At 65.2% G+C, this 24461-nt stretch carries 24 protein-coding genes; 12 read left to right on the forward strand and 12 right to left on the reverse strand.

The features are described 5' to 3' along the window. Positions 1 to 66 precede the first annotated feature (66 nt). On the reverse strand, positions 67 to 1236 hold the full coding sequence (locus tag ACE3QM_RS14495) for an isovaleryl-CoA dehydrogenase (protein ID WP_081547845.1): 1170 nt from the start codon (positions 1234 to 1236) through the stop codon (positions 67 to 69). A 140-nt stretch (positions 1237 to 1376) separates the two neighbouring features. Here ACE3QM_RS14495 and ACE3QM_RS14500 point away from each other — a divergent pair, with 140 nt between their 5' ends. Continuing rightward, positions 1377 to 1826, forward strand: a complete 450-nt coding sequence (locus tag ACE3QM_RS14500; protein WP_043593836.1) for a YaiI/YqxD family protein — start codon at positions 1377 to 1379, stop codon at positions 1824 to 1826. Positions 1827 to 1957: 131 nt separating this feature from the next. Here the strand turns inward: ACE3QM_RS14500 and ACE3QM_RS14505 are convergent, their stop codons facing one another. After that, positions 1958 to 2479, reverse strand: a complete 522-nt coding sequence (locus ACE3QM_RS14505; RefSeq protein ID WP_374422841.1) for a hypothetical protein — start codon at positions 2477 to 2479, stop codon at positions 1958 to 1960. Between the two features lie 145 nt (positions 2480 to 2624). Here ACE3QM_RS14505 and ACE3QM_RS14510 point away from each other — a divergent pair, with 145 nt between their 5' ends. Beyond that, a complete protein-coding gene (locus ACE3QM_RS14510; protein ID WP_227107349.1) occupies positions 2625 to 2843 on the forward strand; it encodes a hypothetical protein in 219 nt (72 codons plus the stop codon). 471 nt (positions 2844 to 3314) lie between these two features. Here the strand turns inward: ACE3QM_RS14510 and ACE3QM_RS14515 are convergent, their stop codons facing one another. The 5 genes from ACE3QM_RS14515 to ACE3QM_RS14535 all read right to left on the reverse strand — a co-directional run bounded on the left by ACE3QM_RS14515 (position 3315) and on the right by ACE3QM_RS14535 (position 8226). Continuing rightward, positions 3315 to 4529, reverse strand: coding sequence for an MFS transporter (locus tag ACE3QM_RS14515; protein WP_107799953.1), 1215 nt, complete (start codon positions 4527 to 4529; stop codon positions 3315 to 3317). Positions 4530 to 4779: 250 nt separating this feature from the next. Then, on the reverse strand, positions 4780 to 5052 hold the full coding sequence (locus ACE3QM_RS14520) for a hypothetical protein (RefSeq protein WP_374422843.1): 273 nt from the start codon (positions 5050 to 5052) through the stop codon (positions 4780 to 4782). A 164-nt stretch (positions 5053 to 5216) separates the two neighbouring features. Continuing rightward, positions 5217 to 5945 (reverse strand): LytTR family DNA-binding domain-containing protein, encoded by a 729-nt coding sequence (locus tag ACE3QM_RS14525; RefSeq protein ID WP_048410449.1) that lies wholly within the window; start codon positions 5943 to 5945, stop codon positions 5217 to 5219. Beyond that, a complete protein-coding gene (locus ACE3QM_RS14530; RefSeq protein WP_374422844.1) occupies positions 5939 to 7609 on the reverse strand; it encodes a LytS/YhcK type 5TM receptor domain-containing protein in 1671 nt (556 codons plus the stop codon). Before ACE3QM_RS14530 ends, ACE3QM_RS14525 begins: the two co-directional genes overlap by 7 nt. A 104-nt stretch (positions 7610 to 7713) precedes the next feature. Beyond that, a complete protein-coding gene (locus ACE3QM_RS14535; protein ID WP_374422846.1) occupies positions 7714 to 8226 on the reverse strand; it encodes a MarR family winged helix-turn-helix transcriptional regulator in 513 nt (170 codons plus the stop codon). Positions 8227 to 8355: 129 nt separating this feature from the next. Between ACE3QM_RS14535 and ACE3QM_RS14540 the strand changes: the two genes are divergently transcribed. Together ACE3QM_RS14540 and ACE3QM_RS14545 are read left to right on the forward strand one after the other, a co-directional pair. Continuing rightward, positions 8356 to 9258, forward strand: coding sequence for an EamA family transporter (locus ACE3QM_RS14540; RefSeq protein WP_374422908.1), 903 nt, complete (start codon positions 8356 to 8358; stop codon positions 9256 to 9258). A gap of 45 nt (positions 9259 to 9303) precedes the next feature. After that, positions 9304 to 9921 carry a nitroreductase family protein gene (locus ACE3QM_RS14545; protein ID WP_374422848.1) on the forward strand — a complete coding sequence of 206 codons (618 nt, stop codon included), beginning with the start codon at positions 9304 to 9306 and terminating at the stop codon, positions 9919 to 9921. 242 nt (positions 9922 to 10163) lie between these two features. Here ACE3QM_RS14545 and ACE3QM_RS14550 read toward each other — a convergent pair whose 3' ends face one another. After that, positions 10164 to 10562: a MerR family DNA-binding transcriptional regulator gene (locus ACE3QM_RS14550; RefSeq protein ID WP_048410444.1), complete on the reverse strand. Its 399-nt coding sequence runs from the start codon at positions 10560 to 10562 to the stop codon at positions 10164 to 10166. Positions 10563 to 10709: 147 nt separating this feature from the next. On the opposite strand from ACE3QM_RS14550, the gene ACE3QM_RS14555 reads away from it, so the two are divergent. Together ACE3QM_RS14555 and ACE3QM_RS14560 are read left to right on the forward strand one after the other, a co-directional pair. After that, entirely contained in the window at positions 10710 to 12398 is a 1689-nt protein-coding gene (locus tag ACE3QM_RS14555; protein ID WP_374422850.1) for an AMP-binding protein, read from the forward strand. 93 nt (positions 12399 to 12491) lie between these two features. After that, entirely contained in the window at positions 12492 to 13163 is a 672-nt protein-coding gene (locus ACE3QM_RS14560) for a UPF0149 family protein (RefSeq protein ID WP_048410442.1), read from the forward strand. Positions 13164 to 13233: 70 nt separating this feature from the next. Here the strand turns inward: ACE3QM_RS14560 and ACE3QM_RS14565 are convergent, their stop codons facing one another. From ACE3QM_RS14565 to ACE3QM_RS14580, 4 genes are all read right to left on the reverse strand, one after another. Next, positions 13234 to 13653, reverse strand: a complete 420-nt coding sequence (locus tag ACE3QM_RS14565; RefSeq protein WP_231464612.1) for a hypothetical protein — start codon at positions 13651 to 13653, stop codon at positions 13234 to 13236. 423 nt (positions 13654 to 14076) lie between these two features. Further along, complete coding sequence (gene nemA, locus ACE3QM_RS14570) at positions 14077 to 15177, reverse strand: N-ethylmaleimide reductase (protein ID WP_231464613.1); 1101 nt, start codon at positions 15175 to 15177, stop codon at positions 14077 to 14079. A gap of 43 nt (positions 15178 to 15220) precedes the next feature. Further along, positions 15221 to 15961 carry an NADPH-dependent oxidoreductase gene (locus tag ACE3QM_RS14575; protein ID WP_374422853.1) on the reverse strand — a complete coding sequence of 247 codons (741 nt, stop codon included), beginning with the start codon at positions 15959 to 15961 and terminating at the stop codon, positions 15221 to 15223. A 95-nt stretch (positions 15962 to 16056) separates the two neighbouring features. After that, positions 16057 to 16653 carry a TetR/AcrR family transcriptional regulator gene (locus ACE3QM_RS14580; RefSeq protein WP_374422856.1) on the reverse strand — a complete coding sequence of 199 codons (597 nt, stop codon included), beginning with the start codon at positions 16651 to 16653 and terminating at the stop codon, positions 16057 to 16059. A 165-nt stretch (positions 16654 to 16818) separates the two neighbouring features. Between ACE3QM_RS14580 and ACE3QM_RS14585 the strand changes: the two genes are divergently transcribed. The 6 genes from ACE3QM_RS14585 to ACE3QM_RS14610 all read left to right on the forward strand — a co-directional run bounded on the left by ACE3QM_RS14585 (position 16819) and on the right by ACE3QM_RS14610 (position 24346). Next, positions 16819 to 17661 carry a ChaN family lipoprotein gene (locus ACE3QM_RS14585; RefSeq protein WP_374422858.1) on the forward strand — a complete coding sequence of 281 codons (843 nt, stop codon included), beginning with the start codon at positions 16819 to 16821 and terminating at the stop codon, positions 17659 to 17661. A 97-nt stretch (positions 17662 to 17758) separates the two neighbouring features. Continuing rightward, positions 17759 to 18526 carry a tonB-system energizer ExbB gene (exbB, locus tag ACE3QM_RS14590; RefSeq protein ID WP_374422861.1) on the forward strand — a complete coding sequence of 256 codons (768 nt, stop codon included), beginning with the start codon at positions 17759 to 17761 and terminating at the stop codon, positions 18524 to 18526. Beyond that, a complete protein-coding gene (gene exbD / locus ACE3QM_RS14595; RefSeq protein WP_374422863.1) occupies positions 18527 to 18946 on the forward strand; it encodes a TonB system transport protein ExbD in 420 nt (139 codons plus the stop codon). 1 nt (position 18947) lies between these two features. Further along, positions 18948 to 19709 (forward strand): energy transducer TonB, encoded by a 762-nt coding sequence (locus tag ACE3QM_RS14600; RefSeq protein ID WP_374422865.1) that lies wholly within the window; start codon positions 18948 to 18950, stop codon positions 19707 to 19709. 86 nt (positions 19710 to 19795) lie between these two features. Further along, the gene (locus ACE3QM_RS14605) at positions 19796 to 21931 is read left to right on the forward strand and encodes a S9 family peptidase (protein ID WP_374422867.1); all 2136 of its coding nucleotides are present in this window, start codon (positions 19796 to 19798) and stop codon (positions 21929 to 21931) included. 159 nt (positions 21932 to 22090) lie between these two features. Then, positions 22091 to 24346 carry a TonB-dependent receptor domain-containing protein gene (locus tag ACE3QM_RS14610; RefSeq protein ID WP_374422869.1) on the forward strand — a complete coding sequence of 752 codons (2256 nt, stop codon included), beginning with the start codon at positions 22091 to 22093 and terminating at the stop codon, positions 24344 to 24346. Positions 24347 to 24461: the final 115 nt, after the last annotated feature.

A 24461-nucleotide genomic window follows, 5' to 3' on the forward strand; every position in this document is an offset into this window, starting at 1 on the left:
GTGAGCATTGGGCTTGCCGGGTGGGGCTGAAGCGCAACTCGGCATCAGGCACTGTATCCGCCGCGATTACCGGGTTTCCGCCATCAGCTCGCGGCCTATCAGCCAGCGGCGAATTTCGCTGGTGCCGGCGCCGATCTCGTACAGCTTGGCGTCGCGCAGCAGGCGGCCAGTCGCGTATTCATTGATATAGCCGTTGCCGCCCAGGCACTGGATGGCGTCCAGCGCCATCTGAGTGGCGCCCTCCGCCGCGTACAGGATGGCACCGGCGGCGTCCTTGCGGGTCTGGCGGCCGGTTTCGCCGCGGTCCAGCGCCTGGCCCACCGCGTAGACATAGGCGCGGCTGGCGGACAGCTTGACGTACATGTCCGCCAGTTTGCCCTGCATCAGCTGGAAATCGCCGATGGCCTGGCCAAACTGCTTGCGGTCGTTCAGATACGGCACCGTGATGTCCATGCAGGCCTGCATGATGCCCAGCGGGCCGGCGGCCAGCACCGCGCGCTCGTAGTCCAGGCCGCTCATCAGCACCTTGACGCCGTTGCCTTCGCCGCCCAGCACATTGGCGTCCGGCACGAAACAGTTGTCGAAGAACATGGGGTAGGTGTTGGAGCCGCGCATGCCCAGCTTGTCCAGCTTGCTGCCGTGGCTGAAGCCGGCGAAGCCGCGCTCCACGATGAAGGCGGTGATGCCCTTGGCGCCGGCGCTGACGTCGGTCTTGGCGTAGACCACCATCACGTCCGCGTCGCCGCCGTTGGTGATCCACATCTTGCTGCCGTTGAGCAGGTAGCCGCCGTCGGCCTTGTCCGCCTTCAGCTTCATGCTGACCACGTCGGAGCCGGCGTTGGGCTCGGACATCGCCAGCGCGCCGACATGCTCGCCGGACACCAGCTTGGGCAGCAGCCGGCGTTTTTGTTCGTCGTTGCCGTTCTTGTGGATCTGGTTGACGCAGAGATTGGAGTGCGCGCCGTAGGACAGGCCCACCGAGGCGGAGGCGCGGCTGATTTCCTCCATCGCGATCATATGAGCCAGATAGCCCATCTGGGTGCCGCCGTACTGCTCGTCCACCGTCATGCCCAGCAGGCCCAGATCGCCGAACTTGCGCCACAGATCGGCCGGGAACAGGTTGTCGCGGTCGATGTCGGCGGCGCGCGGGGCGATTTCGCTTTGGGCGAAGTCGCGCGCGGTTTCGCGCAACATATCGTAGGTGTCGCCAAAGGCGAAGCGCAGGCTGCTGTACATGGTTTCTCTCCTCTGATGGGCGCGCGTGATTCGCGTGATATGCTCTATCATTACTTACGTTTACGTAAGCGTCAACATGGCAACGACGGAAACCGGCGCGAAACCGTTATCATGGCCGGGTTTGCATGCAGAGAACAGACATGACGATATGGGTGGACGCGGACGCCTGTCCCAAGGTGATCCGCGAAACATTGTGCCGGGCGGCGCAGCGCACCGGCGTGGAGCTGGTGTTTGTCGCCAATCAGCTATTGACGGTGCCGAAGGCGCCCAATATCCGCGCCTTGCAGGTTCCCAAGGGTTTTGACGTGGCGGACAACGAGATTGTCCGCCGCATCGCGGCGAACGATCTATTGATCACCGGCGACATTCCCTTGGCGTCCGAGGCCTTGGGCAAGGGCGCGCAGGCGCTGAACTGGCGCGGCGACGTGTATTCGCCGGACACCATCGCCGCGCAGCTGACGATGCGGGATTTCATGGACACGCTGCGCGCCAGCGGCGTGCAGACCGAAGGCCCGCCGCCCTTGAGCCAGGCGGACCGCCAGGCTTTCGCCCGGCAGTTGGATATCTGGTTGGCGAAGCGGCGGGGCTGAGGCGACAGCAGTTATGGAGGAGAGGGGAGCCGCGTGGGTATCGCTGCGCTCCACCCACCCTACCCATGACGAGCCACTGCGCGTAGGGTGGGAGGAGCCGCATCCGCTCCCGTTTCCAGCGCCAATAGGTTTTAGCCTTTCTTCTTTCTACGCGGCTTCCGCTGCAAGGTGTTCAATTCGTCCAGGCTGAGATGGAAGCGTTGCATCGCCTCCACATGCTTTGGCAGGTCGACCTGTTGCACTCCCAAGTTCAGCAGTATCTCCAGATAGTTGAAGAAGCTTTTGCACATGCTGCGGCGGTGGCCGCGCTCGCTGAAATCCATGTCGTTAGTGATGCGGAACAGCAGTCCGCGCCCGGAATGCTGACGGTTGAGCTTCAGCAACTGCGCCAGATGGGCGGCGTACTGGCGACCCAAGGCGCAGGCTTCGAACTCATCCTTGGCCTCGGCCGGCTGCCAGTAATGCGGATAGGTACGGCCTTTGATGCGGCGGATGAAGGGCAGGCTGAGGTCTTTGGCGTGGGGACCGGCAAACCGGTAGCGGGAACGCGGCCCTAGCGGCGGGAGTGGAGAGGCGTCCTGATGGATGTCTTGGGTTTCAGCAGAGGACGGAGAGAGTTCGATGCCTAGCACCGGACGGACAGGCTTTACCATTTGCAACCTCCTGAGCAGAAGGGCCATGCCGCAAGGCGGCAGGGCGGGCACATGACAAGAGTTGGCCTACCGGTGATATGTCGTACAAAGCCGGCGCGCCCTCGAGGGGCGCCACTTGCCATGGCCCGCCCGAATAGGCAAAGCAATGGCAGCGGATACGCTGTGGAAACAGCGCATCCGCGACGACATTTCAATTCAGGAGGCCAATCCCGAGCGCCGCGATTGTTGCGGCGCGGGGGCTATTGTTGGGGAGGAGCGGGAGGGCGTCAAGCCGACGAAGTCTAGCAAAGAAAAGGACCGCCGAAATCAAACTCTGCGCAGCCTAATGCCGAATGGACAAGCTCTACCCTTTGTAAGCTCTTGAGCAGAAGGGCCATGCAGCAAAGAGGTAGGGCGGGCACATGACAAGAGTTAGTCTACCGGTGAGTCACTGCAAAAGCCGGCGCGCCCGTGAGGGCGCCACTTGCCACGGCCCGTCCGCATAGGCAAAGCAATGGCAACAGATGCGCTGTGGAAACAGCGCATCTGTTGCAGTGATTCGTATTGGGGAGACTAAACCCGAGCGCCGCGATTACTGCGGCGCGGGGGCTATTGTTTGGGGAGGCGCGGGAGGGCGTCAAGCCGGCAGGGTCCGGTAAGGTGGATCGCCACCATCATCTTGCGTGGCGCAGTGGGGTTCCGCGTGGGTATCGCTACGCTCCTCCCACCCTACGCGCGGCCGCTCGTCATGGGTAGGGTGGGTGGAGCCGCAGGCGATACCCACCAGCGACAGCCACCAAGCTCCCCAAACAACAACGCCCCCAAAACGGGGGCGTTGCGGCGAGTGGCGCGGGAATCAGGCCTTGCCCAGGTGCGGCTCGGCTTCGAACTCCGCTTCCTTGCTGCTGCCCGGCTGACGTATGGTCAGCGAGAACAGCAGCGCGACGATCAACAGCGCCAGGATCAGATGGAAGGTGGCCAGGAAGCCGCCGAACAGCGAAGCGACGATGGAGCCGACGATGCTGCCGATGCCGAAGCCCAGATAGATCACGCCGTAGTTCTTGGTCAGGTTGTTGAGGCCGAAGAAATCGCTGACCAGCGAGGGGTAGACGGTGATGGTGCCGCCGAAGCTGAAGGCGACGCAGGCGATGGCCAGGAAGAACAGGGTGGCGTTCAGGGGCACGAACAGCAGGGTCAGCATGCCGGCCAGCGCGGAGACTTGGGCGATGGTGATCACCCGGATGCGCGGCATCTTGTCGGAGAGAATGCCCAGCACCAGGCGGCCGGACAGATTGGCCACCGCGATCACCGCCACGGCGTTGGCGGCGGTCAGCGCCGGCAGGTGCACATAGCTTTCGCCGATGTCCTTGGCCACGCCGATCACGTACAGGCCGCTCATGCACACGGTCAGGAACATCAGCGCCAGCATCCAGTACTGCGGTTGGCGCATCGCCTCGGCCAGGGTGTAGTCATGGCTGGCGTTCTGCTGCGCGGCGGCTTGTTGCTGCGGCGCGTCGCGCATCAGCAGGCTGCCGGCCACCACCATGGCCATGGCGATCAGGCCCCACAGCTCAAAGGTGGTTTCCAGGCTGAAGCGGGCCAGCAGCGCCAGATTGATGTATTTGAAGCCCAGGCTGCCCAGGCCGTAAGCGCCGATGGCGCAGGCGGACACCAGGCCCTTGCGTTCCGGGAACCATTTGACGCAGTTGGACAGCGTCAGCAGGTAGCCGGCGCCGTCGGCCAGGCCCACCAGCACGCCGGCGCACAGATAGAGCATGACCAGATTATTGGCTTGGGCGGTGAGGAAGAAGCCCAGGCCCAGCATCAGGCCGGCGCCCAGGGTGACGCGCTGCACGCCGAAGCGTTCTTGCAGTTTGCCGGCCAGGGAGGAGGCCACCGCCAGCGCCAGGCTGAGCAGGCCGAAGGCGAAAGCCACCTGGCTGACCGGCTCGGACAGTTTGGCGGAGAGTTGGGCGTTGAACAGGCTCCAGGTGTAGACGGAGCCCAAAGCGAATTGGGTGAGGACGGTGCCGGCCAGGGTACGGTAGCGGATGGTGTTTGAGGCGTTCATGGCGCTGCTCGCTTAAAGTCATTACTGTTGGTGTGACTATAAGCCTGTACTTATGTAGGGGGCGCGGCGGCGGCATGAGATGCAGGCGGCGCGGAATGAAGTGCAACTGGAGGGGAATAATCTGCGAGGGGAAAATTGGACTACGTATCCTAGATTGACAAATATGGCATAAAGTATGTCTTTTGATTATTTTTTTGTGCTTGCCCGTGTTCTCATGTTTGGATTGGATTTTTTGTTTTTGTGTAATTGCTTATTTTAAATCTTTAAAGTCGATTGTCTTTTCTTCTCTATTTTTTACGACCATTTCAACCCAGATCGGGTTTTGGCTGCTGTCTAATTGTTGTTGCCAGATTCTCCCTGTTTGAGTGTCTACTAAAAATGTGTCAGCTCTTACTATCGGGCTAAAGTATATTTTGTATCTTTCAGTAAGAGAAAAAGGCTGGTCAGCTTTGTTATTGCTAGGGTTTTTGTCACAACCTACTATTGGGAAAATTGATAGTAATATAAGGGCTATTGATTTCATTTGATAGCGGGCTCCAAATTGAAGTTGGCTTTGGATTAGGTCAGTGTTGCATGAATTTGGTATGTCTTTATAGCTGGCTTAATGTGTGTGTGCTGACTAATAATTTGCTTGAATTTATATTGTGGTGTTCCGCCCGTTCTGCTTGTTGTTGCATTTGCTAAAGGTCAAAGATGCATCAACTGCCGGAAGGCCTTGATATTGCTGCGGCTGACCGGAATCTCGGCTTTCAGGTCGTACAGCTTGATGATGTAGGTGCTGTTGAGCCAGGGCGCGATTTCGCGGATTTTGTGGATGTTGACGCAGTAGGAGCGGTGGCAGCGGAAGAAGCTGTCGGCCGGCAGGCGGGCGACGAATTCGCTGATGCTCATCGACATCACGTAGCGGTCGTGCGCGGTGTAGACCAGGGTGACTTTCTCGTCGGCCTCGGCGTAGTAGATCTGCTCGCAGGGGGTGACGATGATGCTGTCGCCCTTGACCAGGTTGACGGTGCGGCTGGCGGCCGGGGCTTCGGCCGGCGCGGCGGCGGCCGGCGGCGTTTGCGCTTCCAGCTTGGCCAGCAGATTGATGATGCGGGCCTCGTTGTAGGGCTTCAGGATGTAGTCGAAAGCCTCCACTTCAAACGCTTCCACCGCGAACTCCTTGTAAGCGGTGACGAAGACGATGCGCGGTGGCCGCGACGATTTGTGCAGGTTCTTGGCCAGCAGCAGGCCGTCTATCGATGGGATGTTGATGTCCAGGAACACCACGTCCACCTCGTGTTCCTGCAGGAATTTGAACGCTTCCAGTCCGTCTTCCACGCTGGCGACGATGTCGATGCGGCTGTGCTCGCGGATCAAATAGGCCAGCTCTTCGCGCGCCAGGTATTCGTCTTCCACGATCAGGGCTTTCAGCATGTCGGCTCCTCGGCGGCGGGCAGGTCGAAACAGACGGCGGTGCCGGGTTCCAGCCGGGTCAGCCGCAAGCCCTCGCCGTATAGCAGCTTGAGCCGCTGGTTGACGTTGCTCAGGCCGATGCTGCGGCTGGACAGCGTGCCGGCGGCCACGCCGTCCAGCACTTCCTGGCTGACGCCGTAGCCGGTGTCGCGCACGCAGACATGCACCTTGGCGCCGTCGCGCTTGACCGCGATGCTGACCCGGCCCGGCTCCTTGCGCGGCTGGATGCCGTGCAGGATGGCGTTTTCCACCAGCGGCTGCAACAGCAGGCTGGGGATGCGCACGTGCACGTCGTCGATGTCGAAGTCCACCGTCAGCTTGGCGCCGAAGCGCGCCTGTTCTATCGCCACGTAGTCGCGCACTTGCTGCAGTTCTTCCTGGATGTCGATCAGCCGGTCGCCCAGCGACAGGTTGTAGCGCAGGTAGTCCGCCAGGTTGGCGATCAGCTGGCGCGCCTGCTGCGGCTGGATGCGGATCAGCGAGGAGATGGCGTTCAGGGCGTTGAACAGGAAATGCGGGTTGATCTTGCTTTGCAGCGCGCTGAATTCCGCCTTGCGCGCCATTTCTTCCAGCTGCTTGACCCGCGACACTTCCATTTGGGTGGAGATCAGCTGGGACAGGCCCACCGCCACTTCGCGCAGCGGCGTGCTGATGCCGTGGCTCTTGCGGTAGAAGATTTTCAGGGTGCCGCTGACGCCGGCCTTTTCGCGCAGCGGGATGATGATGACGGAGTGGAAGTCCGCCAGATGGTATTGCTGCAGATTGTTCTCGATGATGATCTGGTCGCCGGCGATGGCCTGGCGGGTGATGGCGCCGATGGCGGAGTGCTCGTCCATCTCGTAGTAGTCCTTGCCCAGGCCGACATAGGCCAGCACGTCCGAGGTGTTGGTGATGGCCACCGCGTCGGCGTCCAGCTGGTCCCGGATCACGGTGCAGACCTGGACCATGGCGTCGCGGTCCAGGTTCTGGAAATAGGGCAGGGTGCGGTTGGCGATGGTCAGCGCCAGCTTGGCCTGGCGCGCGGCCAGCAGTTCTTTTTCGTCGTTCAGGTCTTGCACCAGCTTGATGATCAGGCCGACGCAGACGGTGCCGACAATCATCGGGAAGGCGATGTGGCTGACGATGGGCATGCCCACCGCCGGCTCGGTCAAGAGCAGGATCAGGCCCATGGTCAGCCCTTCGCACAGCATGCCGGCCAGGATGCCGTACAGCCACAGCCTCCCCCGGTCGGCGCGGCAGTGTATCCAGGTGGCCAGCAGGCCGGCGCAGACGCTGGAGATCAGGCAGGGCAGCGAGGTGTAGCCGTTGATGTCTATCAGGTAGCGGTGCAGGCCGGAGACGATGCCGGCCGGTATCCCTACCCAGGGGCCGAACAGGATGCCGCCGGACAGGACGGCGATGATGCGCACATTGACCAGGGAGCCGTCCACCGGAATGCCGGTATAGGTGCTGAACACGGCGAACAGGCAGAACAGCAGCGATACCGCCGCCAGTTCAGCCGGGCTGTGGTCCTGTTTGCGCAGCAGGTGTTGAAACGGGCGGGTGCGGGTGAGGAAGAACAGCGCCATCAACATCAGCGCCGCCCGTTCAAACACCGCCAGCAGCATGGCTTGGTTTTCTATCATGGCGTCGGGAGTGGAGTGGCCGCGCCCGCTGGGGCCGGCCTCAAGCCCTGATTTTAAGCCATGCGGCGGGCTTTGGCCGCAGGCGGGCGCAGATTAGGCGGGCGTCATGCCGCAGGAGGCTCCAAGGCCGCCAGCAACTCCGCCAGCTTGCGGTCCAGCGTGTCCTGGCTGCGCTGGTTGAGGCCGGACAGGATGGCGTGCTCGTTGGCCACGTGGGCGGTGACGGCGCGGTCTATCAGTTCCAGCCCGCTCTCGGTCAAGCGCACCAGGGTGCTGCGCGCGTCCTCGGCGCAGGCGGCGCGTTCGATCCAGCCCTTGCTTTCCAGCACTTTCAGCCGGTGGGTCATGGTGCCGGAGCTGATCATCAGCGAGGAGAACAGCGCGGTGGGCGCCAGGCTGTGCGGCGCGCCGGCGCGTCTGAGCGTGGCCAGCACGTCGAACTCCCAGCCGCTGAGCCCGAATTGCTCGAAAGTGGCGTCCAGCCTGTGCTGCAGCAGCACGGAGCAGCGGCGCAGCCGGCCGATCAAGCCCATCGGCGCCACGTCCAGGTCCGGCCGTTCCCGGTGCCATTGCGCCAGGATGGCGTCCACGGCGTCGCCGGCGTTCTGTTGCGTCATGCGCATTCCTTTATCTTGAATTCAAGATTTTATTTGTCTTGAATTCAAGGTAATGTTATCTTGAATTCAAGTCAGTTTTCGATGCGATTATAAGCGATTGCGAAAGGAATGCCCATGTCTGCGCGCCTGATGGCCTCCCGTTGGAGCGATGTGTTGTTGACCGCGCTGGCTCCGGCGATCTGGGGCTCCACCTATATCGTCACCACCCAGCTGCTGCCGCCGGACCGGCCGTTCACCGCCGCCTTGCTGCGGGTGTTGCCGGCCGGCTTGTTGTTGATCCTGGCCAGCCGCCACCTGCCGCGGCGCGGCGAGTGGGGCCGTCTGCTGGTCTTGTCCGCCTTGAACATCGGTGTGTTCCAGGCGCTGTTGTTCGTGGCCGCCTATCGCTTGCCGGGCGGCCTGGCCGCGGTGCTGGGCGCCACCCAGCCGCTGCTGGTGATGGGCCTGGCCTGGGGGCTGGACGGCCGCCGCCCGGCGCGAGTGGCCGCCTGGGCCGGCATCGCCGGGGTGGCGGGCATGGCGGCCTTGCTGTTGTCGCCGGGCGCGGTCTGGGACGGCGTCGGCATGTTGGCGGCGCTGGGCGGCGCGGTGGCGATGGCCAGCGGCACTTATCTGACCCGGCGCTGGCGGCCGAGCGCGCCGCTCGCCGCCTTGACCGGCTGGCAACTGGCCCTGGGCGGGCTAATGCTGGCGCCGCTGGCCGGGGCGCTGGACCCGGCCTTGCCGGCGCTGGGCGCGACGCAGTGGCTGGGGTACGGCTATCTCTGCCTGTTCGGCGCCTTGCTGGCCTATTTATTGTGGTTTCGCGGGCTGGCGCGGCTGTCGCCGGTGGCGGTGTCCTCGCTGGGCCTGCTCAGCCCGCTGACGGCGGTGCTGTTGGGCTGGCTGCTGCTGGGGCAGGCCTTGGGGCCCTTGCAGCTGGCGGGCCTGGCCACGGTGCTGGCCAGCGTGCTGGCGGTGCAGCGCAGCATGGCCGCGCCGCCGCCGGCGGAGAAGCAGATCATGGCCGGCGCGGCGCGCGCGCGGTCTTGAGCGGTAATGGAATCAATCAGCAGCAATCAGATAAGGAGTCTGTTCATGAAGAGCGCTTTGCAAACCCTGCTGGAGCAGCGTGTGTCGGCCAATCACTTCGATCCCTCCCATGTGTTGGCGGACGCGGAGATCGAGCAGTTGCTGAACGCCGCCACCCGCGCGCCGTCGGCCTACCATTTGCAGAACTGGAAGTTCGTCGCGGTGCGCAGCGCCGAGGCCAAGCGTCGTTTGCAGGCGGCCAGCTACGGCCAGCAAAAAGTGGCGGACGCGGCGGTGACCTTCATCTGCTGCGGCACCTTGAACGCGCATCGCGGGCTGGAGGCGTCGCTGCGGCCGGCGGTGGACGCCGGCATTCTGCCGTCGGAGGTCAGCGACAGCTGGCTGCGCGCGGCGGAGAACGCCCACCGGGACGACACGCGCGCGCAGCGCGACGAGGCGATCCGTTCCGCCTCATTGGCGACGATGGTCTTGCTGCTGGCGGCGGAGGAGCGCGGCCTGGCCAGTTGCGCGATGGGCGGTTTCGACGCGGCCGCGGTGGCGCGGGAGTTTGGCCTGGGCGCGGACGAGTTGCCGGTGATGTTGGTGACGGTGGGGCGGGCGGCGGCCGGCAATTGGCCGCAGAAGCCGCGTCGGCCGGTGGCCGAGGTGATGGTGTGGGCTTGATGGCCTGCTTGATCGTGGACTGATTTTGAGAGCCAGCTCAATGTCCGCCGCATTCACGCAGGCGGGACTTTGAGCCGCTTCGCCGCGATCGGAACGTGTTTACGATCTCGCGAGCTAAGGCGAGACAAGGCGAGACAAGGCGAAAACAGCTGAGAAAGCGGAATGTACGCGTGGTACATGAGCATTTTGAAGGCGTACTCACCGTGTAAGGCTCCACGACGCGCAGCAGATCGAACAGGTTCTCAGGCGCTGCGCGCGGCCGGCGGCTGCGCCAGCACCGCGCGGCAGTGGTTTTCCAGGCGGGTGATTTCTTCCAGTACGGCGTCGATGTCGCGGCGCTGTTCTTCCAGCAGGCGGCGGCGTTCCAGCACCAGGTCCAGCAGTTTTTGCGACTGGCTGGCCTCGTCGTGGGCCTGCTCGTACAGGTCCAGGATTTCGCGGATGTCGGACAAGGACAGGCCAATGCGCTTGCCGCGCAGGATCAGCTTGAGCCGGGCGCGGTCGCGGCGGTTGAATACCCGCTGGCGGCCGTCGCGCTGCGGTTCTATCAGGCCCTGTTCCTCGTAGAAGCGGATGGTGCGCAGGGTGACGTCGAAGTCGCGCGCCAGGTCGGAGATGCTGAAGAATTCGGGTTCGGTCATGGTGTGTTCCAGGGCAAGCGGCGATTGTAGCTTTTTTTTAACGCGTTCTCAGCCCTAGCATGATTTACGTTTACGTAATCGTCAACTTGTGGGATGAATGAAAAAAACAACAGCAATGCGTACCGTCCACCAGGAGAGAGAGATTCGATGACCTTGCCCAGCTATGTCCACGGCGCCAGCCCGCAGCCCTTGATCGGCCAGACCATAGGCCAGTTGTTCGACCAGACCTGCCGCGAGCACGCCCGCCGTGAAGCGCTGGTGGTGCGCCACCAGCAGATACGCTGGAGTTACGAGGAATTGCACGAACAGGTGGAGCGGCTGGCTTGCGGGCTGATCCAGCTGGGGCTCAAGCCCGGCGACCGCATCGGCATCTGGTCGCAGAACAACGCGGAATGGGTGTTGACCCAGTTCGCCACCGCCAAGGCCGGCCTGATCATGGTCAATATCAACCCGGCCTATCGCCGCTCCGAGCTGGAGTACGCGCTGAGCAAGGTGGGTTGCCGCGCATTGATTCTGTCGCCCAGTTTCAAGAGCAGCGATTACCTGGCGATGGCGGCCGATCTGCTGCCGGAGCTGGCCGCCAGCGAGCCGGGCCGGCTCAAGTCCGCGGCCATGCCGCAGCTGGAAATCGTCATCCGTCTGGGGCAGCAGCGCACGCCGGGCATGCTCAACTTCGCCGATCTGATGGCGGCGCCGTCGGCCGAGGAAAAGCAGGGCCTGCAAGAGCTGGGCGAGACGCTGCAGTTCGACGACGTGATCAATATCCAGTTCACCTCCGGCACCACCGGCAGCCCCAAGGGCGCCACCCTCAGCCATCACAACATTCTGAACAACGCATACTTCGCCGGCGCGGCGATGGCTTTCGGCCCGGACGACAGGCTGTGCATCCCGGTGCCGCTCTACCATTGCTTCGGCATGGTGCTGGGCACCTTGCTGTGCCTGAGCCACGGCGCGACCATGGTGTTTCCGGCGGAGAGCTTCGACGCGCAGGAGGTGCTGCGCACAGTGCAGGAGGAGGGCTGCACCGGCCTGCACGGGGTGCCGACGATGTTCATCTCGGTGCTGGACCGGCCGGACTTCTCAGATTACGACGTGTCCACGCTGCGCACCGGCATCATGGCCGGCAGCCCGTGTCCGATCGAGGTGATGAAGCGGGTGACCAGCCAGCTCAATATGAGTCAGGTGACCATAGGCTACGGCATGACCGAAACCAGCCCGCTCAGCTTCCAGAGTGCCACCGACACGCCGCTGGACAAGCGCGTGGCCACGGTGGGACGCATTCATCCGCATGTGGAAGTGAAGATCGTGGACGTGGAAGGCCGCATCGTGCCGCGCGGCCAGAGCGGCGAATTGTGCACGCGCGGTTATTCGGTGATGCCCGGTTATTGGGGCGACCCGGCCAAGACCGCGGAGGCGATAGACGTCGCCGGCTGGATGCGCACCGGCGATCTGGCGGAGATGGACGCGGACGGCTATGTCAACATCGTCGGCCGGGTCAAGGACATGGTGATCCGCGGTGGCGAGAACATCTATCCGCGCGAGGTGGAGGAGTTTCTCTACCGCCACCCCAAGATTCAGGACGTGCAGGTGATCGGGGTGCCGGACGAGCGCTTCGGCGAGGAGTTGTGCGCGTGGATCCGGCTGCGCGACGGCGAAAGCGCCGATGCCGACGATATCCGTGCTTTTTGCCAGGGGCAGATCGCGCATTACAAGATTCCGCGCTACATCGAATTCGTCGATAGTTTCCCGATGACCATCACCGGCAAGATCCAGAAGTTCGTGATGCGCGAGAAAATGAAGCAGAAGCTGGGGCTGGCGGACGGCAAAACCGCCTGACCCGTCTCAAACAATGGGCGCAAAAGCCCCGGCTCGCCGGGGCTTTTTGGCTTACAATGCCGCCAGACTGATCTTTAAGCTGAGGAATCCATCATGACTACCGTATTCAACGACGCCGATCTGCTGCGTCTGGAAAACCTGCTGACCCCCTTGTCCGCCAGCGGCAGCACCATGCGCCCGGACGAAGTGCAGGGCTTTTTCGCCGCGCTGGCGTGCGGTCCGGACGCGGTGGACGCCGATTTCTGGCTGGAGGAAGTGCTGGGCGACGCGCCGGCCTTCGAGAACGCGGACGACGCGGCGGAACTGAAAACCCTGCTGCAGAAGCTGTACGACGCCACCGCCGCCGCGCTGGCGGCCGGCGATGAGCTGGACCTGATCCTGTACGCGGAAGACGACAGCGACAGCGACGAGCCGGATTACTGGCCGTGGGCCAACGCCTTCCTCTACGCGCTGGACGTGGTGGACACCGATTGGTTCGAAGTGGCCGACGAGGACGAGGGCTTCGAAAGCCTGATGATGCCGATGCTGGTGTTGGGCGGCGCTTTCGAGCAGGAAGACGGCGAAGACCTGCTGACCTTCAGCGACGAGGAAGTGGAAGGCTACAAGGAAGAGCTGCTGGAAGCGCTGGGCGCGGTTCATACCTACTGGCGCGCCAAGGCGCAGGCGCCCAGCACCGTGCGCCGCGAAGGCGACAAAGTGGGCCGCAACGATGCCTGCCCGTGCGGCAGCGGCAAGAAGTACAAGGCCTGCTGCGGCCGCAACTGATTCCGCCAGCCGGAAGCAGGATCAAAAAAGGAAGCCCGCGGGCTTCCTTTTTTCATGCGCGCCGCGGCGATCAAACCGAGGCCGCGGCCTTGCGCTGCCGCGCGCGGGCGGCTTCCTGGGCGTTGAGGCGGTCGATGTAGTCGAACACGTCCAGCAGCGAGGTGGTCATCGTCAGCACTTGCCCCAGGGTGTTGAAGAAGCCTTCCCAATAACCGCTGGCGGCGCTGTCGTCGCTGAAGTCGATGTCGGCGGCGATCTGGCCCAGCAGGGTATGGGCTCCGCAACCGGGGTTGTCCTGCAGATACTTGATGAAATGTCCGGCGAACTCGCGGCCCAGCAGGCGCGCGGCGTGGCGGTCGTCCGTGGGCGGCACTTGCCAGCAATGGAAGCCGCGGCGGTTGGGCGCGCTGGCGGCGAAGGGCAGCTCCGCGCGGGGCACGGGGTCCGGGTCCGGGCGGTAATGGCGGCGGGATGGGGTTGTGATCGACATGATCTCCTCCGTGTAGCGGTTTTTCATCGCCACCTCCGCGGCCAAGCAGAGGTGGCAGACCGAACAGGGTTGGCCGACCGGACTACACGACTCCGGCACACCCGCGAGGGTGTCCCCACCCGGCCCGCCATTGTGAGCGCGCACGAGTGCAGCGATCCCGGCGCAAAGGTCAAGCGCGTGATCGCAGTGTAGTTTGTCGGACGGCCAAGTCCGGTGCCGCGAGGAACGGCACGGCAGCGATTGTGCACAGCCGGCGATGGACCGGTCAAGGCGCAGTCTGGGCGCAAACGCCCGTCAATGCTCGCTTACGCGGCCGGTATCGGCGCTGGGCGGCAAATAGCCTGCCGGCAAGCCCGGATGGATGCGGCGATGAAAAAGCGGCGCGTTCCCGTGGGGAGACGCGCCGCGTGCCTGGCGGTGAGCTTAGCTGTTCAGCGCCGGGTAGTCGGTATAACCGTGAGCGTCGCCGCCGTAGAAGGTCGCCGGGTCCGGCGGGTTCAGCGGCGCGCCGCTTTGCAGGCGCTCGGCCAGGTCCGGGTTGGCGATATAGCTGCGGCCGAAGGCGGCGGCGTCGATATAGCCTTGGCGGATCAGGGTTTCCGCTTTTTCCGCGGTATAGGCGCCGGCGCCTATGATCACGCCCGGATAACGCTGGCGCAGCGCCTGGCGGAAGCTCTCGTCCAGCACCGGGCCGCCGGCCCAGTCCGGTTCCGAGATGTGCAGGAAGGCCAATTTGCGCTTGGCCAGCTCCTCGGCCAGATAGAGCGCCATCTCCAGCTGATCGGTATTGCTGATGCCGTTGAAGACGCCCAGCGGCGAGATGCGGATGCCCACGTGCTCGGCGTCCCATTCCGCCACCACCGCGTCCACCACTTCCAGCAGGAAGCGCGCGCGATTGGCCACGCTGCCGCCGTATGCATCGGTGCGGACATTGGCCTGCGGCGACAGGAACTGGTCCAGCAGATAGCCGTGGGCGCCATGGATTTCCACCAGGTCGAAGCCGGCGCGGCGCGCGTTGTCGGTGGCGCGGCGGTAGTCTTCCAGGATGTCGGCCAGCTCGGATACTTCCAGCGCGCGCGGGGTGTCGCACTGCTCGCGCACCAGGCTGCCGTCGGCGGCGCGGATATTGGTGCGGCTGTCCGCCTGGATCGCCGACGGCGCCACCGGCGCTTCGCCGTCCGGCTGCAAGGAACGGTGAGAAATGCGGCCGGTGTGCCACAGTTGCAGCGCGGTCAGGCCGCCCTTGGCGTGCACCGCGGCGTTGACCTTGCTCCAGGCTTCCACTTGCGCCTCGCTGTAGATGCCGGGCGCGCCGGCATAGCCCTTGGCGGTGGGGGAGATATGGGTGCCTTCGGCCACGATCAGGCCGGCGCCGGCACGCTGGGCGTAATAGGTTTCCGCCAGCGCGGTGGGCACGTCGCCCGGTTCGGTGTTGCGCAGCCGGGTCAGCGGCGCCATCGCCACGCGGTTTTTCAGGGTCACGGCGCCTACGCGCAGCGGGGTGAACAGTTTGTCAGCTTGCATTGCGGTTTCCTTGGCTCATTGCGAATAAAACGGGCGGGCGCGATCACTGATCGAAGCCGAAGCCCTGTTTGCGCGCCACCGGCGCGACCTGCGGGAAATACACCTGGCGGTAGTACTGCGCGGTGTTGACGGACCAGGGCTGGCCGTCGGCGCGCTGGATGGTCTGCCAGTAGTCCATGATGGCGGCATCGTATTGCGCGATCATAGCCGGCAGTGCCGCCGCCTGGTAGCGTTCGCGGTGCACGAAGCTGGCGCGCGGCAGCCGCGGTTTGATCGTGCTGTCCTGATCGGCGTAGCCCAGCACCACGCCCACCAGCGGGAAGGTCAGTTCCGGCAGCTCCAGCAGTTCCACCATGGCCTGCGGGTCGCGGCGGATGCCGCCGATGGGCACCACGCTGAGGCCGGCGGAACGGGCCGCGGTCATGATGTTGCCCAGCGCGATGCCGGCGTCCACCGCGCCGACGGCGAAGGCTTCCACGCTATTGTGTATCACTTGCTCGTCGCCGGCCTTTTCCACGCCGATGCGGGTCTTGTAAAAGTCCGGGACGATGGCGACGAAGACCGGCGCCTGGGCGATCCACGGCTGGCCGCCGGCGATCTCGGCGATTTTCCGGCGACGCTCCAGGTCCTGTACCACCACCAGCGATACTTGCTGGCCATTGATGGAGGTGGGGCTTTTCCAGGCGGCGTCCAGCACCGCGTCCAGCACCTCGGTCGGGATGGGCTTGTCCTGGTAGCTGCGCACGCTGCGGTGTTCCCGCATCAGTTGCAGTGTCGAGTTCATGCTCGGCGCTCCTTAAAGTAGACCAGTCGTCTAGTTATTGCTTCAAAATAACCCGCTCCGGGGAGCGGGGTGTATGCGGCGCGGTTCCGTCTTGTTTACGGAGCGCGCAAGATCTGTTGCGTGTGCGCCATCGCCGCCAGCAGCGGCGCGCGCGAATGTTGGGTTTTGAACAGCAGCGCGCTGCCCACCCACAGGCTGTACAGCGCGCTGGCGGTTTCGTCCGGGAGCAGGTCCGGCACCAGCGAGCCTTCCTGCTGACCGCGGCGGATGCACGCGGCCAGGTTGCGCACCACGAAGCTCATGCCCTCGGCCAGTGCTTCGCGCATCGGCTCGGACAAGTCGGACACCTCGGCGGCTAGCTTCACCGCCAGGCAACAGCGCTGCGGCTCGTCACAGCGATGGGTTTCCAGCCAGCCGTCGAAGTAATGCAGCAGGCAATCGCGCGCGCTGCCGGCGTCCTTGGACAGAAACTGCACCAGCCTGCCGTCGTAAGTCTCGAAGTAGCGGCGCAGCAGCTCCACTCCATAGCCTTCCTTGCTGCGGAAGTAATGGTAGAACGAACCCTTGGGCACCCCGGCGGTGCCGAGGATTTCCGCCAGTCCCACGGCGGAGAAGCTTTTGCCGAGGATGATGGCTTCGCCGGTGGCGAGCAGGTGTTCGCGGGTGTCTGAAAACTGCTTGGGTCGTGACATGGGCTGAAGTCTACTAGACCGGTCGTCTAGTTTCAAGGGGAAATTGTAAACAGCGGCTATTGTATCAGCATGGCATTACAGTCGTCACTATTGATAATAAGAATCATTATTAATTAGAATGCTGGTTTTTGCGCCTGAAGCGCGCCGTTGCGAGAGGAAATCGCTATGAAGTCGATCTGGAAACTGCTGCTTATCGCGCTATTGAGCGGCTGTGCCGCGCTGGCGCCCGAAACCGAGCCGGCCGGCGATCCGCCCGGCCGCATCGTGGACTTGCGCAGCGGCGCGACGCTGCAGCCGGCGCAACTGCTGCGGCAATTGGCGGACACGCCGCGGCTATTGGTGGGGGAGAAGCACGATAACCGCGAGCACCACCGCATCGAGCGCTGGCTGGCGACGGAGCTGGCGGCGCGGCGGCCGCAGGGCAGCGTGCTGCTGGAGATGCTGACCCCGTCGCAGCAGGCCAAGGTGGAACAGGCGCAGGCCGGGCTGCGCGCCGGCCAATCCTGGTCCGGCGAGGCGCTGGCGCAGGCGGTGGACTGGCAGCCGGGCTGGCCGTGGCCGCTGTACGGCAAGCTGGCCGAGCATTTGCTGCGCGCGCCTTACCCCTTGCTGGCGGCCAATCTGGATAGAAACGAGATGCAGGCGGTGTACCGCAGTCAGGTGCAATTGCCGGGCCAGGCGTCCACGCGGCCGGAAGTGCGTGCCAAGCTGAGCGAATTGATCCGCGAGGAGCACGGCGGGGAGGTCAAGGCCGAACATCTGGCTTCGATGCTGGCGGTGCAGCAGGCGCGGGACCGACGCATGGCGGAACGGCTGCTGGCCGCGCCGGCGCCGGCCTTGCTGATTGCTGGCGCTTACCATGCCGCCGCCGACATCGGCGTGCCACTGCATGTGCGCGACTTGCAGCCGCAAGCGCCGCTGCGGGTGCTGATTCTGGCGGAGGAGGGCATGAAGCTGGACGCGCGCCAGGGCGATTACGCCTGGTTCGTCGCGCCGGCCCGGCCTTGACCCTGGTCTTTGCGCTGCGGCAATATATTGATAATGATTCTCATTACGTATAACATTCTCAACTCGAACAAATAGACTTTCGCTTGGATTTCCGATGATGAACACCATGAAACGAGCGGCGGTGGGCTGCGCGCTGGCAGGCGCGTGCTGGCCGCTGACGGCGCTGGCGGGGACCGGCGCGCCCCTGCCGGCCGACCTGAGCGCGCTGGGCATGTACCGCGCCGCCGATCCTGTCGTCAAGAGCGTGATCCTGGGCCTGCTGATGGCGGCGCTGGCCTGCTGGGTGGTGCTGCTGGTCAAGGGCGCGGAACTGTGGCGCGCCGGCCGTGAAACCGGCCGCGCGCTGACGCTGCTGGGTGGCGCCGCGACGCTGGCCGACGCCCGCGTGGGCTGCGGCGCTTTGCCGGCGCATGCGCTGACGCGCAGCCTGCTGGCGGAAACCGAGGCCGAGCTGCGCTTGTCCGCGGCCAGCGCGCCGCGCGACAGCGTGCAGGCGCGGGCGGGCTTCCGGCTGGAGCAATGGCAGGCGGAGCGTGGGCGGCGCTTGGCCGCCGGCATCGGCTTGCTGGCCACCATAGGCGCGGTGGCGCCCTTCGTCGGCTTGTTCGGCACGGTGTGGGGCATCATGAACAGCTTCGTCGGCATCGCCCGCAGCGGCAGCAGCTCCTTGGCCACCGTGGCGCCGGGCATCGCCGAGGCCTTGCTCGCCACCGCCATCGGCCTGGTGGCCGCCATTCCCGCCGTGGTGATCTACAACCTGTTCAGCCGCGCGCTGGCGCGGCACAAGGGCCGCAGCCAGCAGGCGGCCGGCCTGGCGCTGCTACTGCTCAGTCGGGAACTGGACGTCCGCGCGGGGACCGCTTGAATGGCCGGCGGGTTTCCCAGCAGTCAGGACGAGGAGCTGGCGGAGCTGTCCGATATCAACGTCACGCCCTTCATCGACGTGATGCTGGTGCTGCTGATCATCTTCATGGTGGTGGCGCCGCTGTCCACGGTGGATACCCGGATTGAGCTGCCGGCCTCCAGCGCGCGCCAGCAGCCGCGGCCGGACAAGCCGCTCTACCTGTCGATGAATCAGGACCGCTCGCTGCAACTGGGCAAGCAAGCGGTGACGCTGACGGAGCTGGCCGCGCGGCTGGACCGCGACAGCGGCGGCCGTCGCGACACGCCGCTGTTTTTCCAGGCCGACCGCCAGGCGCGCTATGAAGACGTGATGGCGGTGATGGACGCCTTGCGCGAGGCCGGCTATCTGAGCGTGGGCCTGGTCGCCCGCGAGGGTGATTGAGATGGCGGCCGCATTGGAAAGGCCGCCGCTGCCCTTGGCCAGCTGGGGCAATGCCTCGCTGTTGGTTTTGGGCGCGCCACTGCTGGCGCTGCGTCTGTATCTGTCCGTGGCCGAGCCGGCGCCCGCTCCGGCGGCGCCGGCCGCGGTGATGCAGCTGTGGGCGGCCGAGGTCAGCGCCGCACCCAGCAATCGGCCATTGCCGAGTGGCGTGCGGCAAAGCCTGGCCGCCGCGGCCAGCCGGCCCAAGGCCGCGCGTCGTCCGGAGCCGCTGCCCAAGCTGGCCGAGGCGGAAGCGCCGCGCCTGTTGGCGGCGCGGCAAAGCCGGGATCGGCCGGCGGACAAGGCGGAAGAGCGGGATAGCGAGCAGGCCTCGCCATCCGCGTCCGCCAGCAGCAGCGCCGCGCCGCGCGCCGACGCCGGCGATGTCACCGCCGCGCCGTTCAATAGCGAGGGCGCGGCGCGCGCGCTGAAGCTGAGCTGGGAGGGACGGGTGCAAAGCCATCTGGCCCGCTTCCGCCGCTATCCGGAAGACGCCAGCCGGCGCCGCCGCGATGGAGTGGTGAGGATGAGCTTCATCGTCGACGCCGACGGCCGGGTCTTGTCCAGCCAGCAATTGGCCGGCTCCGGCACCGCCTCGCTGGACCGCGAGGCCGCCGCCATGTTGCAGCGCGCCCAGCCCTTGCCGGCGCCGCCGGCGGATCTGCTCAAGGGCGGCCGGGTCAGCGTCAGTCTGCCGATGCGTTTCGAGCTGAATGAATCTTAAGCCCGGTTCCGCTCCCGCCCAGTAGCGCCTATCCATCCGGTTTTCCGCGTCGCCGCCGGCGGCGCGCATCCTGAATCGAGGTTCGCATGAAGTTGAATTCCCATCTGTCCGCCGTGGCGCTGGCCGGCGTCTTGCTGGCGCTCGCGCCGGCGGCGTCCGCGGCCGAGGCACCGCAGGCCGAACGCCGGCCGCAGCGGCTGGAGGCGCACGGCGATGTGCGCGTCGACGACTACGCCTGGCTGCGCGACGATAGCCGCAGCCGGCCGGAAGTGCTGGCCCATCTGGAAGCGGAAAACCGCTATGCCGAGGCCCAGTTGGCGGCCGCCGCGCCGTTGCGTCGCGCGCTGTTGGCCGAGATGCGGGCGCGCATCGGCGAGCGCGACAGCTCGCCGCCCTTTGTCGACGGCGGCTGGCGCTATCGCGAAAGCTATGCGTCGGGTAGTCAGCAGCCGCGGCTGGAGCGTCAGCCCGCCGCCGGCGGCCGCTGGCAATTGCTGCTGGACGGGACCGAGCGCGCCGCCGGCCAACGCTACTACCGTTTGGGCGCCTGGAGCGTGGCCGCCGGCCGGCCGATGCTGGCGGCGGCGGAAGACCTGGGCGCGCGCGGCGCCTCGCGGCTGTCGCTGCGCGATCTGTCCAGCGGCCGCTGGTTGCCGGAAACGCTGGAGCAGGCGTCCGGCAGCCTGCAATGGAGCACAGACGGCGAGAGCCTGTTCTACATCAAGCTGCACCCGCAAACCCTGCGCCCCTACCAGCTCTACCGCCATCGCCCCGGCCAGCCGCAGAGCCGGGACGCGCTGGTTTACCAGGAGGACGACGAAGCCTTCTCGCTGAACCTGTCCAATACCGTCTCGCGCCGTTATCTGCAGTTGATCGCCAGCAGCGCCGACAGCTCGGAAACCTGGCTGCTGGACGCGCATGCGCCGGATGCGCCGCCGCGGCGTTTCGCTGCGCGCCAGCCGGGCCGCGAATACTATCTGGATCACTACCGCGACCGCTTCTACCTGCGCTCCAACCACGCGGGCGGCCGCTTCGGCCTGTACCGCGCGGCGGCGCCGGGCGCGGACTGGGAGACGGTGCTGGCGCCTGACCCCAAGCGCGAGCTGGACAGCTTCCAGCTGTTTCGCCGCTACCTGGTGGTCAAGGAGCGTGTGGACGGGCTGACCCGCATCCGCCGCATCGCCTGGCAGGGCGGCGGCGAGCGCAGCCTGGCTTTCCCGGACCCAAGCTACCGCGCCTGGCTGGCCCATAACCCGGACCCGGACAGCGGCCGTCTGCGTTACGGCTATTCCTCGATGAGCACGCCGACCTCCACCTATGAATGGGACATGGCCGGCGGCGGCAGCCGTCTGTTGCAGCGCAAGGCCATCGCCGGCTATCGGGCCGGGGAGTATCGCAGCGAGCGGGTCTGGCTGACGATGCGCGACGGCGCGCGCGCGCCGGTGTCCTTGGTCTACCGCAAAGCCTTGTTCCGCAAAGGCCGCAATCCCTTGCTGGCCTATGGCTATGGCGCTTACGGCACCAGCATGGACGCCGCCTTCGGCAGCCAGCAGCTCAGCCTGCTGGATCGCGGTTTCGTGTTCGCCATCGTCCACGTGCGCGGCGGCGGCGAGCTGGGCGAGGACTGGCACCGCCAGGGCAAGCTGGAACGCAAGAGCAACAGCTTCAACGACTTCGTCGACGCCGGACGCGGTCTGCTGCGCCAGGGCTATGCCGCGCCCGGCCGCTTGTACGCGATGGGCGGCAGCGCCGGCGGCCTGCTGGTGGCCGCGGCGATGAACCAGGCGCCGGAGTTGTTCCGCGCGGTGGTGGCGCAAGTGCCCTTCGTCGACGTGCTCTCCACCATGCAGGATCCGACGCTGCCGCTGACCACCGGCGAATACGGGGAGTGGGGCAATCCGGAGCGAGCCGACGCCTATCGCTGGATCAAGGCTTACAGCCCCTATGACAATGTGGCCGCGTGGCGCTACCCGCATCTGCTGGTCAGCGCCGGCTTGCACGACGGCCAGGTGCCGTACTGGGAGCCGGCCAAATGGGTGGCCAAGCTGCGCGAGCGGCAATGGCCGGGCCAGCGCCTGCTGCTGTTCACCGACATGAGCGCAGGCCATCGCGGCCAGTCAGGCCGCTTGAACCGGCTGGAGGCGGCGGCGCGCGATTACGCCTTCTTGCTGACGGTGGACGCCGAACCGCCGTCCCCGCCCGCGGCCGAAGCCGGAACCTAGTGTTGATGCCCGCCGCCGGCCGCGCCGGCGGCGGGCTGGAGCCCTTCATCATGCCCATCCCGCCCCAAGCCTGGCCGTCTAAGCCGCGCCTCTCCTGTTCCAAGCCGTCCGTTTTCGCGCCTGACGCGGCGGACGGCGATCACTGTGGAGAGTTTGCTTGTGAAAAAGAAAATGATGGTCCGGCTGGTCGGCGCCGCGCTGGCGGTGGCAGCCGCTCCGGCGAGCGCGATGGAAAGCGTCGCCGGACAGGGGAATGTTGAGTTCAAACCCTTGGTGGTGTCAGGAGACGCGCTGAGCGAGGAACAGCGCGCGCTGGAGAAGCCCGGCGCGGTCAGCAGCCGCGGCGAAAACACCAGGCTGCAGTCGCTGGACAGCATCCTGCGCGGGATTCCCGGCACCTATACCCAGATCGATCCCGGCCAGGGCGCGGTCAGCGTCAATATCCGCGGCCTGAGCGGCCTGGGCCGGGTCAACACCATGATAGACGGCGTCAGCCAGAACTATTACGGCTCGGCGCCGTCCTCGCTCAGCCACGGTGAAACGCCGTCCAGCGCCTTCGGCGCGCTGATCGATCCCAACTTCATCGTCGGCGTCGACGTCAACCGCGGCACCGGCGGCGGCGCCAGCGGCGTCAACGCCTTGGCCGGCAGCGCCAACTTCCGCACCCTGGGCGTGGACGATGTGATCTTCGACGGCAAGCGGCAGGGCGCGCGCCTGAAGTACAGCGTGGGCAGCAACGGCCTGGGCCGCAGCGGCATGGCGGCCGGCGCGGCGCGGACGGATCTGGCTCCCGGCGTGCGCTTAGGCCTGCTGGGCGCGGTCAGCAGCAGCTCGATAGGCGGCAATTACCGCAATGCCCAGGGCGCGGACAGCGCGGCTTTCGGTTTCGGCTACGATGAGCACTTCACCCAGAATCCGCAGTCGCAGATGTTCAAGGCCAATCTGCGCGTGGGCGACGCTCACGAGGCGGAACTGTCGGCCCGACGCTACCGCAACAACTTCGTGCGCCGCGATATCCAGAGCGACGACTTCTACCTGAAGTACAACTACACCCCGCATTCGGAATGGCTGGACCTTTCCGTGCTGGCCAGCCACGGCCGCGGCCGCCAGGCCTATCAGCGCGGTTCGCTGTTCACCTTTTACAACAGCAGCACCGATAATATCGGCGACGCGCTGGAGGCGCGCAACAATAGCCGCTTCCGCCTGGCCGGCGGCGACGCCACGCTGAGCGTCGGCGGCAAGTGGATGCGCAACCGCTTCACCCGCAAGGTGAACAGCGCGGTGGAAAACAGCGTCGACAATCCGGACGCCAATCAGCAGGCGATAGAGAACAATGTGTTCGCGCCGGCCGGCCGCCAGGAAATCCGCAGCCTGTTCACCGGCCTGGAGTTCCGCCACGGCATTTACACGCTGCAGGCCGACCTCAACTACAGCCGCTTCGCGCTCAGCGGCCACAAGCCGGCCTGCGATCCGCGCGTGGAATGCTTCCCGCAAGGCGCGGCCGACATCAAGCTGGAAGAAAGCGCGCTCAACCCCTCGCTCTTGCTGTCCGCCGAAATCAAACCCTGGTTCCAGCCCTTCGCCAGCTATGCGCGCACCATGCGCGGGCCGAATCCGCAGGAGGTCTTCTTCGCCAATTCCGGCGGCCAGTCGATGAACCCCTTCCTGAAAAGCGAACGCGCCGAAACCTACCAATTGGGCGTGACGTCGATGTTCCACGGCCTGCTCAGCGAGCGCGACACCCTGCGCACCAAGGCGCTGTTCTACCGCAGCCGCATCGCCGATTACATCTCCAGCCAGGCCTTCAATGTGTGCAAGGGCGGACGCAAGTGCACGCTGGACGAGTTTTGGTCCAATAGCTCGGACGACTACAACGACGGCATGACCATCTACACCAACTCGCCAACCCCGGTGCGCACCCGCGGTTTCGAGCTGGAGGCGGACTACGACGCCGGTTTCGTCTACGCGCGCTTGTCTTACAGCCGCGAGCACACCAGTCAGCCGACCTCCTTCGCCAGCGGCATGTTCGCCGCCGGCAATGTCAGCGAACTACCGGACGAGTACTACACGCTGGACCTGGGCAGCCGCTGGCTGGAGCGCGAGCTGGAAGTGGGCGCCTTGTTCAAGCGCGACGGCGCCAACCGCCGGCTGTCGCCGGACCAGTTGCAGGATGACAATACCGGCGCCTATCTCAAGGAAGAGCAGAAGGCCAATCCGGTGATCATCGATCTGTACGCCAGCTACCGCGTCAACAAGCAATGGCTGATCCGCGCCGGCGTGCGCAACCTGGCCAACCGCAGCTACTCCGAGCCGCTGAATACCTTGAATTCGATTCCGTCGCAGTCGTCTTACGAATCGCCCAATAGCACGGCGCGCGGCCGCAGTTATATGTTGGCCACCGAGCTGCGCTTTTAAGAACCTGAGTACGATCTGCTGCGCGTCGGCGATACGGCGTTGAAAATGTCTCGCCTTGGCTCGCGAGATCATAAACAGGTTCAAAGCCAGGTCGTCTCAGGGTAGATTGTCCAGG

Source organism: Chromobacterium sp. (assembly GCF_041912965.1).
Classification (GTDB): Bacteria; Pseudomonadota; Gammaproteobacteria; order Burkholderiales; family Chromobacteriaceae; genus Chromobacterium; species Chromobacterium aquaticum.